Consider the following 11,846-nt stretch of genomic DNA (forward strand, 5'->3'; position numbering starts at 1 on the left):
ATATAATATAAAAAGGAACGGTGATTACAATGAGAATGGTAGATATTATTGCGAAAAAACGTGATGGAAAAGAATTAACGACTGAAGAAATTAACTTCTTTATTAAAGGGTATACAGATGGAAGTATTCCTGATTATCAAGCGAGTGCACTTGCAATGGCAATCTTCTTCCAAGATATGACGGATCGTGAACGTGCAGACTTAACAATGGCAATGGTTGAATCTGGAGAAACAATCGACTTATCAGCAATTGAGGGCATTAAAGTAGATAAACATTCAACTGGTGGTGTTGGTGATACAACAACATTAGTATTAGGACCATTAGTCGCCGCTTTAGATGTACCAGTAGCAAAAATGTCTGGCCGTGGTTTAGGACATACGGGCGGGACAATTGATAAATTAGAAGCAGTGGAAGGGTTCCACGTTGAGATTACGAAAGAGCAATTCATTGATATTGTAAACCGTGATAAAGTGGCTGTTATCGGACAAACAGGAAACTTAACACCTGCTGATAAAAAAATCTATGCACTTCGTGATGTAACAGGAACAGTAAACTCGATTCCTCTAATTGCAAGTTCAATTATGAGTAAAAAAATTGCAGCGGGTGCTGATGCGATCGTACTTGATGTAAAAACAGGTGCTGGTGCATTTATGAAAACAGAAGAAGACGCAAAAGAATTAGCTCATGCAATGGTACGTATCGGAAATAATGTTGGACGTCAAACGATGGCAGTAATTTCAGATATGTCACAACCTCTTGGCTTTGCGATTGGTAACGCTTTAGAAGTGAAGGAAGCAATTGATACTTTAAAAGGCGAAGGTCCAGAAGATTTAACAGAATTAGTACTTGTATTAGGTAGCCAAATGGTTGTACTTGCGAAAAAAGCAAATACATTAGAAGAAGCTCGTGAAATGCTAATTGAAGTTATGAAAAACGGAAAAGCAACTGAGAAATTTAAAGAGTTCTTAAGCAATCAAGGCGGAGACAGCTCGATTGTAGACAATCCAGAAAAAATGCCACAAGCGAAGTATGTAATTGATGTACCTGCAAAAACTTCAGGTGTTATTTCAAACATTGTTGCAGATGAAATCGGTATCGCAGCTATGTTACTTGGTGCAGGCCGTGCAACGAAAGAAGATGAAATCGATTTAGCTGTAGGTTTAATGTTACGTAAAAAAGTTGGCGATGCAGTAAAAGAAGGCGAGCCATTCGTAACGATTTATGCAAATCGCGAAAATGTAGAAGATGTAAAAGCAAAAATTTATGAGAACATTTCTATCGCTGAAACAGCAGTGGCTCCTAAATTAGTTCATACAGTTATTACTGACTAATCATCATTACATTTACTTTGAGGAGGAAATAATATGGATAAGAAAAAATATATTGAAGAAGCAAATAAGATGTTATCAAAAGCATATATTCCGTATTCGAAATTTCCCGTTGGTGCTGCATTAGTTACGAAAGAAGGTAAAATCTATACTGGTTGTAATATAGAAAATGCTTCTTACGGTTTATGTAACTGTGCAGAAAGAACAGCAATCTTTAAAGCAGTATCAGAAGGTGAGCGTGACTTTAGTTACCTAGTCATTACAGGCGAAACTGATGGACCAATTTCACCATGTGGTGCATGTAGACAAGTTATTGCTGAATTTTGTGATCCGAAAATGCCAGTTTTACTAACGAATGTAAAAGGCGATGAAAAAGAAGTGACGGTTGAACAATTGTTGCCGGGTGCTTTCTCAATTGAAGATTTAAAATAAGATGAAAAGTCATTTCGCAATTAATAATTGTGGAATGGCTTTTTTATTTTCAAAAATAGAATGTAATATTTTGTTCATACTCCGTTCATAATCTTTGCGTAAAATTATTGCATCGAATATGGAAAGTTTACAGCAGGAGGAATATAATGAAGAAATTATATAATGCAGCATACATTTACTTAATAATTGGTTTATTATCAGGAGTATTTGCAAGAGAGTATACGAAAGCACAAGGAATTAAAGGCTCTACTATGTTGCAATTAGTGCATACGCACGTATTAGTATTAGGATTCATATTCTTTTTGGTCGCTTTCGCTTTATTTAAAGTATTTCAAATGCAAGAAACAAAAAGTTTTCGTGCATGGTTTGTTGTTTATAATATAGGACTAATTTTTACTATTGCTACAATGGTATTTAGAGGTCTTCTACAAGTAAACGGAACTGACTTTAACGGTTTAAGCCATATGACTGGATTAGCTCATGTCATTATAAGTATCGGGCTCGTTTGGTTTATGATTTTGCTTAAAAAGTCTTTTAAATAGATAGGAGTGGGGAATATGAATATGAATGTAGCACTTTTATCAAGTATCGTAGCAGTTTGTATGGCTGTTGGAGTAATGTTTCTACGCTTTAAAGCAGCGAAAAAACCGGTAACGAAAAAGAAAATTATATTACCACCATTTTTTATGAGTACTGGTGCTGTGATGTACTTCTTACCAGAGTTTCGGTTAACATCTTTAGAGATAGTAGAAGCAATTACCATAGGACTTATTTTCTCTATATTTCTTATTAAAACAACGAAGTTTGAAATAAGAAATGAGCAGATATATATGAAACCGTCTAAAGCGTTTATATTTATTTTAGTTGGGTTATTAGCTGTACGAGTAGCATTAAAATCATATTTAAGTCAATCGATTGATTTAGCGCAGTTAAGTGGAATGTTTTTCTTACTCGCATTTGCGATGATTGTATCGTGGAGAATTGCGATGTATCGCTCGTATGTTAAATTAGAAAAGACAATAAAAAGAGCTGGAATTTCTATATAGGAAATCCAGCTCTTTTTATGTTTTTTGAAATGTGGTCTTATGCGCGGAACTCATTTACTAAATTTCAAACGCTCTTTAGCATCTTGTAATGCAACTGGTGTAACATTAACACCAGTTGGATCAACAATTTTTGTGTTTAATAAAATAGAATCTAGGCTTCCGCGAAATGTTTTTGTATAGTTTTGACGCAACATTTGTTGTTCTTGTTTTTCATCAACTGTTAATCCAGATGTTCTTTCTTTTTTTGCTAATTCGTTAATACGGAATAAAATGTTTTGCATTTGTTTTCACCTCTAGTTAGATTTAATTAAATTAGTTACTTACTAATTTATAGTTATTTTAACGCGTAATTTTTATTATGTCAACACCATCTAAAAAAGGCTAATAATTGACGAAAAATTATAACAATAATAAAATGAATAACAGAGGACAATTAGCTTTAAATGCATACATAGAACGCTAGGGGGATTATTATGAAATCAACAGTTTTTGCTCAAAATAGAGAGCGACTAACGAAAACATTACCAGATGAGTCTATTACTATTTTATTTGCTGGACAAGCACCGCATATGTCAGCCGATGCACATTATAAATTTGTACCGAATCGTAATTTTTACTACTTAACGGGAATCGATGAGCCGAATGTTATTTTCATGTTAAAAAAGTTTGGGAATAGTGTAGAAGAGACTCTTTTCATTGAAAAATCAGATCCAGTTCTTGAAAAGTGGGTTGGAAAAACAGTTTCTAAAGAAGAAGCAGAGAAATTATCAGGTATAAAGAAAGTTGTGTATTTAGATAGCTTTGAAAAGACGATGACGAATACGCTTTTTGTGGAAAATGTGAAACATGTGAATTTAGACTTGGAACTTCGTGAGTGGAACGGTACTGAGACGAAAACATTAGCGTTTGCTAAACATGTAAGAGAACAGTACCCGCACATAACAATTGGGAATGTATACCCAAACATTTGTGAATTACGAGTGTTTAAAACAGAAGAAGAAATTGAAATCATTAAAGAAGCTATCGCGGTTACTAAAGAGGGTATTTATAATGTGTTGAAGCATGCAAAAGCAGATATGATGGAATATGAATTAGAAGCTCATTTTGATTTTACGCTGAAATCTTCTGGAATTAAACATCATGCATTCAATACAATTTTAGCGAGCGGTAAAAATGCTACTGTGTTGCATTATGAAGATAATGATGCAAAAGTGGATCAAGGTGATTTAGTACTGCTCGATTTAGGTGCTCAAAAAGATTACTACAATGCTGATATTAGTTACACATTCCCAGCTAGTGGAACATTCTCTAGTCGCCAAAAACAAATGTATAATATCGTGTTAAAAGCATTAAAAGAAACAACCGAACTTATTAAGCCAGGATTAAAGTTTGCTGCATTAAATGAGCATACAAAAAAAGTACTAGCAGAAGAGTGTAAAGCAATTGGTTTAATTCAAGAAGACGAGGAACTATCTAAATATTATTATCATGGTGTCAGTCACTTTCTCGGTTTAGATACTCACGATGTAGGAACATACAAAGAGAGAGTATTAGAAGAAGGTATGGTTATTACGATTGAACCAGGTCTATATATTGAAGAAGAATCAATTGGGATTCGTATTGAAGATGATATTCTTATCACAAAGGACGGGTATGAAAACTTGTCAAAAGATATCATTAGAACAGTTGAAGAGATTGAAGAGTTTATGAGTAACAATAATGTAAATGTAAAAGAAGATGAAGTTGTTACGAAATAATAATTAGAAGAGGCGCTCAAATTTTGGGCGCCTTTTTATTTTGCTCATTTTAAATCTCCATATTTTCTTGGAAATTGTCTTCTATAATAAGCTTGAAAAAGAAAAAGGAGGAATTTTCGATGAAGAGATTTGTATTAACAGCAGTTACAGTCTCCGTAATATCTTTAATTGCTGGATGTTCCACTGTCATGATTTACACCATGCTTCAGCGGGGATGGTAACAGAAGTGAAATATACAGATTATAAATCTGATTATGTTCCAAACCCTAATATTCCAAATAAGCCAGAATAATATAAAATTCATGTAGTTTATTATGATATAAAGCAGTTATCTTATTGGATAGCTGCTTTATTAATTTTGGTTGCAAGTGTTAATGCATATGTTGATCGTGCCCGGATGAAGATGGGAGAGTATGATCTGGGAATGTCACGAATACAGCAAGAACAATTACTACGCTAATGGAAAGTAATAATAGAAACCGACGATGTATATAAGTAGAAAAGGTTTCTGATAAAAGCTGAATCATACATGACATAGTTATCGTTATGGTAAGCAAGAGGCTAATGAACAGTATACTATGGGCTTGTTGAGCGTTTAACATCTCTGTAATCATAGCTCCCATCATACTTGCCATTAATCCAGAGAACATTCCTTCTAAGGCAGTATACAGGTGAAAACGTAGACCGACTAAAAAACCGATAAAACCACTAATCAAAATAGCAAGTAAAGTAGAATATAGTAACTCTCCTTTAAAGAGAATACCTAAATAAAAACCGATACTTAAACCGATACTCATACTAAAAGACATAATAAATACCATATACTCCATTAGGGTACCCTTACGTTTAGAAATATGCGATGTAATAATAATCGAGATACAACAAAGTGTTAAGGCAGTTAATGTATAAGCAAACATCATGATACCTCCCTGTCCTATCATTCACTTCATCATATGTTCAAATGGAGAGTACTTATGCTTATATATATCTGCAAATTATCTGCACAATTTAAAAAAGGTAAGTTCAATATAATTTTCAAATAATGGTGGTTATCTTTGTAGACGATACTTCATAAGGAATTGTTATATTTTTAATTTTATAGAATATATGAAAGCAAATAGTAGTGAATGGAAAGGACGCTCGATTTTTGGACGTCTTTTTTGTTTGTGAGTATGCGAAAGAGGTTGTTATATAATGAGTTTCTATTGTGAAGCCATAAAGAATCAGCGTATAATATTATAGGTCTCCCATTTGTGAGACAAACCGCGAATGATCAATAAGATTGTTGTTTTATCATCGCTTCTAAACAGATATACAATGAAAGTAACACTGGAATACAGATAGGGAGTTATAAAATGAAATTAATCTTAGCCGAGAAACCAGATCAAGGTTTGGCTCTTGTTTCACAGTTTAAATATCGCCGGAAAGATGGATATTTAGAAGTAGAAGCAAATGAGTTATTTCCAAATGGAGCGTACTGTACATGGGCAATTGGTCATTTGACGCAGTTATGTAATCCAGAACATTATCACGCAGAGTGGAAAAAATGGTCACTTAATACGTTACCTATGATTCCAGAGCGTTTTCAATTTGAAGTAACAAAGTCGAAGTATAAACAATTTAATGTAGTGAAACAGCTGTTACATAATCCTCAGGTAACAGAAATTATTCACGCGGGCGATGCTGGGCGTGAAGGTGAACTGATTGTAAGAAATATTATTAATCTTTGCAGCGTGCAAAAGCCGATGAAGCGCCTTTGGATTTCATCTTTAACGAAACAAGCTATTTACCAAGGGTTTAAAAACTTACTAGATGAAGCAGATACGATTAATACGTATTACGAAGCATATACAAGATCTTGCGCTGACTGGGTCGTTGGTATGAATGCATCGCGTGTCTTTAGTATTTTGCTAAAGAAAAAAGGAATGAATGATGTGTTTTCCGCTGGTCGTGTACAAACACCGACACTCGCGTTAATCGTAAAACGGGAGAAAGAAATAGAGAACTTTAAATCAGAGCCGTTTTGGGAAGTGTTCGCAACCTTTAATATAGAAGGAAAGAAGTATGAGGGGAAATGGGAAAAAGATAATGAGTCCCGCTTAAATGATCCTGATTTGGCAAATAAAATTGCAGCGTTTTGTCAAAACAAACTGGCTGTAGTAAAAGAAATGAAAACGGAGCGTAAAGAGTTTCAGCCGCCGTTTTTATTTAATTTATCAGCACTGCAAGCGACAGCGAATAAAGCCTTTAAATTTTCACCGAAAAAGACGCTTGATATAACGCAAGCACTATATCAAAAAGGGATAGTCTCTTATCCACGTTCGGATTCTAATTATGTTACACAAGGAGAGGCAGCGACGTTCCCTGATATTTTACAGAAGTTAAGTCAGTTTGATGAATATAAAGGTTTATTACCAGCACCAATTGAATCGATTATGAACAATAAGCGTTATGTGAATGAAAAGAAAGTTACAGATCACTACGCAATTATACCGACAGAGCAAGTTACAAATCCAAGCAAACTATCAGGTGATGAAAAGAAAATTTACGATATGATCGTAAGAAGACTTATTGCGGCGCATTATGAAGTAGCCATCTTTGACTACACAACGATTACAACTCTTGTAGACGAACGTGCTGAGTTCATTTCGAAAGGAAAACAGCAAATTCAAGAAGGTTGGCGTAAAGTTATTTTCCAAGATGATAAAGATGACGAAACGATTCTTCCAATTGTCGCAGAAGGCGAACAAGGAAAAGTTGTAAAGGTGAAAGTGAAAGAAGGAAAAACACAGCCACCAAAGCGTTATACAGAAGGACAACTTATTACGTTAATGAAAACAGCAGGTAAGTATTTAGAGAATGAAGAGCTGGAGAAAGTGTTAAAGAAAACAGAAGGTCTAGGTACTGAGGCAACTCGTGCAGGTATTATTACGATGCTGAAAGACCGTAAATATATAGATGTGCAGAAAAATCAAGTGTACGCAACCGATAAAGGAAAAGTATTAATTACAGCAATCGGCGACAAAATTTTAGCTTCGCCAGAAATGACGGCGAAATGGGAGCAACGTCTTGCGGAAATTGGTGAAGGTACAGCTTCACCAGCTACATTTATGGAACAGACGAAGAAACTGTCAGCTAAAATTATTGAAGACGCAGTTGAAATGTCTGAGAAATGGGATTTCACTGGATTACATGTTGAATCGATTGAACGAAAAGGATCGAAATTTACGACAGGTAAAAAGGTTGGTAGCTGTAAAAAATGTGATGGTGATGTGATTGATAAGTCGACATTTTACGGTTGTTCTAACTACAATACAACACAATGTGATTTTACAATCTCAAAAAAGATATTAAGTAAAACAATTTCGCAAAAGAACATGACAAAGCTATTAAAAGGTGAGAAGACCGATTTAATAAAAGGCTTTAAAAAAGGCGAGAAAACGTTTGATGCGAAGTTAGAGTGGAAAGATAATAAAATTAATTTTGTGTTTGAGAATTAATAAAAAGAGCCTGCTGTTAATAAAGCAGGCTCTTTTTATTGTTAACTTTCTACCACTCGTTGTTTTCTCTTAATAAGCAACAACACTTGTGAAACACTAGCAAGCACAGGCAATTCAATTAACGGCCCAATGACCAAGGCAAGTGCAATAAGAGGTTCGTCTGGAAAAGCAGTCACAGCAATTGCGAGTGCAACAGGTGAGTTTCTCGCTAATGTTGTTAAGCTTAGGCTTACAGTGTCTTCATAGGATAAATGCATCATACGTCCTACAAACTGTCCTAGTATAAAGTTAATCATGAAGAACAGTAACACTGGTATAAGTAATAATAAAACAACATTCATATTTTGTAATAAGTATTTTCCTTGTGAGGCAAACATCGCTAGTATTGCTAAGCTTAAAAATACGATTTGAGCAGAACTGAAAAACGGAATGAGCTTATTCTCTAATACATTGTTCTTTTTCATTTTATTCATAATGAATTTTGTGCCGTGTGCTAGTAAAAATGGTAAGACAAGTACGATAACGATGCTTTCTGCTAAAACAGAAATCTCTACGGTTTTCATTACACCTGCAAATAAAAATAAATAAACGGGTAGTAACAATACTTGCAAAATTAAATTCACAGGTAGAATGGATGTAGATAGAGCTACGTTACCTTTTGCAATCTCTGTGAAAATTAAATACCAGTCTGTACATGGAGTAACCATTAACATTATAAATCCAACCCAAAGTGCGGGGTGAGCTGAAAGAAATAACGCGCCTAATCCCCAAGCAAGCAAAGGTGTCCATATAAAGTTAATACCAAGGCTTGTTCCAGCAAATTTCAAGTTACGGAATCCGTTTTTTATATCCTTTAATGGGATGCTGAGGAATAATCCGTAAAGCATTAAAAATAAGAAGGGGACAATACATTTTTCCGAATACATATGTATGATATTAAATTGTCCTAATATAACCCCGAATATAACAGCTGCAAGAATGATAAAGGTTTGAATCTTTTCTAAAGTACTCATTAATAAATCCTCTCTATAGATGAATTTCCCTCTCTAGTTGTATTATACAAGGTATTTCACTTATGTGTTTTCGGATTTATCATTTCGACTGAGGAAATATCTTTCGTTATTATTTTTAATTCAAGAGTTTTCTCTTGATAAAAAAGTTACTTGACTAAAGTAAGTAACGCTAATATAATCACTTACATAAGGTAATTAAATAACTAAAAGTTAAAAGTCAGTTTAGAAAAAGTATTGAAATGGAGTTCAATGAGATGACTTCAGCAATACGTGACGAAACCTTTTACTGGAATAAGATTTTTAATGCTGATGAATAATGAATATGAAAAGAAAGTTTAGGTGAAGAGAATGGGATTATTTAGCTCATTATTTGGTAAAAAAGAAGAAAATGAAAAAGTAGAGGAGAATAAAACAATGTCAAAAGTAGTATTTGTAAAAGCGAACGATCGCCCAGCGGAGCAAGCAATTAGTTCGAAAATGTATGAAACATTTGTAAGTGCTTATAAAGAAGCGAATCCAAATACAGAAATAACGGAGTTAGATTTATTTGCATTAGATCTTCCTTATTACGGGAACATCGCTATTTCAGGTGGATATAAACGTAGTCAAGGAATGGAGCTAACAGCTGAAGAAGAGAAGGCAGTCGCTACAGTAGATAAATACTTAAACCAGTTTTTAGAAGCTGAAAAAGTAGTATTTGCATTCCCATTATGGAACTTTACAGTACCGGCACCATTAATCACGTATATTTCATACTTATCTCAAGCTGGAAAAACGTTTAAATATACAGCAAATGGTCCAGAAGGTTTAGCAGGGAATAAGAAAGTAGTTGTGTTAGGTGCTCGTGGTTCAGATTACTCTTCAGAACAAATGGCTCCTATGGAAATGGCAGTTAACTATGTAACAAATGTGCTTGGATTCTGGGGGATTACAAATCCAGAGACAGTTGTAATTGAAGGACACAATCAATATCCAGATCGCTCACAACAAATTGTTGAAGAAGGTTTAGAAAACGTTAAGAAAGTAGCGGCGAAATTTTAATTAATGATAGTAAACGGAAAAACCAGCATGGATGACCATGTTGGTTTTTTAGTCTGGTTTTCGTGTAAAAAAATGTATATTTATAAAATAAAAGAAAAGTTAGAAAATAGTATTGCAAAATATTATATATCAAACTATAATAAGTTCAAGAATAGTTGATACTTAAATTAAATATTCAGAAAATTCAATTAGTTAAATTTGGAAATGAGATAAGGAATTTTGAATGGGGGTTATATTATGGCGAATAAAGTACCGTTTTCGTTCATAGTAGTTATTGGATTAATGTTATTTGCACTATTTTTTGGAGCAGGAAATTTAATTTTCCCAGCAATGCTTGGTCAATCAGCAGGTGAAAATGTTTGGATTGCTAACGCTGGATTTTTAGTTACAGGAGTAGGGTTGCCACTACTTGGTGTATTAGCATTTGGAATTTCGGGTAAGGAAGATTTGCAGTCATTAGCAAGCCGAGTTCATCCTGTATTCGGTATTGTATTTACAACAGTTTTATATCTGGCGATCGGTCCATTATTTGCTATTCCAAGAACAGGAAGCGTTTCTTATGAGATTGGTATTAAACCTTTCGTGCCAGAGGGGTTAAGTTCTACAGCTTTAATTCTATTCACAATGGTATTCTTTAGCATCACTTGTTTTTTTTCGCTAAACCCTGCGAAAATTGTCGATATTGTAGGAAAAATCTTGACGCCAATTAAATTAACGTTTATTGGAATTTTGGTAGTCTTTGCTTTTATTCATCCAATGGGAGAAATGCAAGCACCTGCAGAGGCTTATACATCACATGCGTTCTTTAAAGGATTCCAAGAAGGATACTTAACAATGGATACGTTAGCATCATTCGTATTTGGTATTATCATTATCAATGCTATTAAAGAAAAGGGCGCAAAAACAAAAAAAGAAATTATGATTGTTTGTGCAAAAGCAACATTGATCGCTGCATCTATTTTAGCAATAATTTATTCAGCACTTTCATTTATGGGGGCTTCAAGTGTTGCAAAACTTGGTCACTTAGACAACGGTGGTGCAGTATTAGCGAAGGTTTCAAATTATTATTTCGGTTCATACGGCGGAGTTATATTAGGTATAATGGTTATAGCAGCATGTTTAACAACTAGCGTTGGACTTGTCTCAGCATGCTCTTCATTTTTCCATAAGTTGTTGCCTGGGGTTCCTTATAAGGCAATCGCGATTATATTATCTGTTTTTAGTGCAGTTATTGCGAATGTAGGATTAACACAGTTAATCGCAATTTCAGTTCCTGTATTAACAGCGATTTATCCATTAGCAATCGTATTGATTTTCCTGACGCTTCTTCATCCTTTATTCAAAGGAAGAGCAGAAGTGTATCAAGGTAGTTTATTAGTAACATTTATCGTGAGTATGTTTGATGGATTAAATGCAGCTGGTGTAAAGGTAGCAGTAGTGAATGATGTTCTTACTAAGCTACTTCCGATGCATGAAGTTGGATTAGGCTGGGTATTACCAGCAGTAATTGGTGGATTAATTGGATACGGCATTAGTGTTGTGAAAATGAAAAATGAAGTTCATCCAGCAGCTAGAGCGAATAAGAAAATAGGTTAAATTTAAAAAAGTTATAGAATTTTAATCTGTACCCTTTGTAAAGGACATTTTGAAAAAAGTTAGGCAACATCAAGAAGATGATTTCTGTATCCAACAGGAGTCATCTTTTTTAAATTCCATTGATATCTATAAT

12 protein-coding genes and 1 pseudogene are annotated in these 11,846 nt (G+C 34.2%); 9 read left to right on the forward strand and 4 right to left on the reverse strand.

Going from position 1 to position 11,846, the window contains the following annotated elements; all coding sequences use genetic code 11:
* The first annotated feature begins 29 nt into the window (after positions 1–29).
* The 4 genes from MR071_RS05710 to MR071_RS05725 all read left to right on the forward strand — a co-directional run bounded on the left by MR071_RS05710 (position 30) and on the right by MR071_RS05725 (position 2,806).
* A complete protein-coding gene (locus MR071_RS05710) occupies positions 30–1,331 on the forward strand; it encodes a pyrimidine-nucleoside phosphorylase (RefSeq protein ID WP_105583790.1) in 1,302 nt (433 codons plus the stop codon).
* Between the two features lie 33 nt (positions 1,332–1,364).
* The gene (locus MR071_RS05715; protein WP_000358532.1) at positions 1,365–1,760 is read left to right on the forward strand and encodes a cytidine deaminase; all 396 of its coding nucleotides are present in this window, start codon (positions 1,365–1,367) and stop codon (positions 1,758–1,760) included.
* 146 nt (positions 1,761–1,906) lie between these two features.
* Entirely contained in the window at positions 1,907–2,302 is a 396-nt protein-coding gene (locus MR071_RS05720; RefSeq protein ID WP_105583789.1) for a DUF2871 domain-containing protein, read from the forward strand.
* Between the two features lie 21 nt (positions 2,303–2,323).
* Positions 2,324–2,806, forward strand: a complete 483-nt coding sequence (locus MR071_RS05725; protein ID WP_105584302.1) for a CcdC family protein — start codon at positions 2,324–2,326, stop codon at positions 2,804–2,806.
* Between the two features lie 50 nt (positions 2,807–2,856).
* Here MR071_RS05725 and MR071_RS05730 read toward each other — a convergent pair whose 3' ends face one another.
* Positions 2,857–3,087 (reverse strand): DUF896 domain-containing protein, encoded by a 231-nt coding sequence (locus tag MR071_RS05730; RefSeq protein ID WP_105583788.1) that lies wholly within the window; start codon positions 3,085–3,087, stop codon positions 2,857–2,859.
* A 192-nt stretch (positions 3,088–3,279) separates the two neighbouring features.
* Between MR071_RS05730 and MR071_RS05735 the strand changes: the two genes are divergently transcribed.
* Positions 3,280–4,563 (forward strand): aminopeptidase P family protein, encoded by a 1,284-nt coding sequence (locus MR071_RS05735; protein ID WP_242235354.1) that lies wholly within the window; start codon positions 3,280–3,282, stop codon positions 4,561–4,563.
* A 172-nt stretch (positions 4,564–4,735) separates the two neighbouring features.
* Positions 4,736–4,855: pseudogene (locus MR071_RS05740) on the forward strand (multicopper oxidase domain-containing protein); the annotation flags it as partial.
* Between the two features lie 79 nt (positions 4,856–4,934).
* On the opposite strand, the gene MR071_RS05745 reads toward MR071_RS05740, so the two are convergent.
* A complete protein-coding gene (locus tag MR071_RS05745; RefSeq protein ID WP_105583785.1) occupies positions 4,935–5,480 on the reverse strand; it encodes a hypothetical protein in 546 nt (181 codons plus the stop codon).
* Between the two features lie 438 nt (positions 5,481–5,918).
* Here MR071_RS05745 and topB point away from each other — a divergent pair, with 438 nt between their 5' ends.
* Complete coding sequence (gene topB, locus MR071_RS05750) at positions 5,919–8,063, forward strand: DNA topoisomerase III (protein WP_105583784.1); 2,145 nt, start codon at positions 5,919–5,921, stop codon at positions 8,061–8,063.
* A gap of 41 nt (positions 8,064–8,104) precedes the next feature.
* Here topB and MR071_RS05755 read toward each other — a convergent pair whose 3' ends face one another.
* Positions 8,105–9,076, reverse strand: coding sequence for an arsenic resistance protein (locus MR071_RS05755; RefSeq protein WP_105583783.1), 972 nt, complete (start codon positions 9,074–9,076; stop codon positions 8,105–8,107).
* Between the two features lie 348 nt (positions 9,077–9,424).
* Between MR071_RS05755 and MR071_RS05760 the strand changes: the two genes are divergently transcribed.
* Both MR071_RS05760 and brnQ read left to right on the forward strand, forming a co-directional pair.
* Positions 9,425–10,117 carry an FMN-dependent NADH-azoreductase gene (locus MR071_RS05760; RefSeq protein WP_242235356.1) on the forward strand — a complete coding sequence of 231 codons (693 nt, stop codon included), beginning with the start codon at positions 9,425–9,427 and terminating at the stop codon, positions 10,115–10,117.
* A 237-nt stretch (positions 10,118–10,354) separates the two neighbouring features.
* Entirely contained in the window at positions 10,355–11,713 is a 1,359-nt protein-coding gene (brnQ, locus tag MR071_RS05765; RefSeq protein ID WP_105583781.1) for a branched-chain amino acid transport system II carrier protein, read from the forward strand.
* 59 nt (positions 11,714–11,772) lie between these two features.
* Here brnQ and MR071_RS25755 read toward each other — a convergent pair.
* The coding region (locus MR071_RS25755) for an IS3 family transposase (RefSeq protein ID WP_325782561.1) at positions 11,773–11,846 on the reverse strand (74 nt) is incomplete at its 5' end.

Origin of the sequence: Bacillus cereus group sp. BfR-BA-01316 (assembly GCF_022664195.1) — a bacterium.
Taxonomy (GTDB): domain Bacteria; phylum Bacillota; class Bacilli; order Bacillales; family Bacillaceae_G; genus Bacillus_A.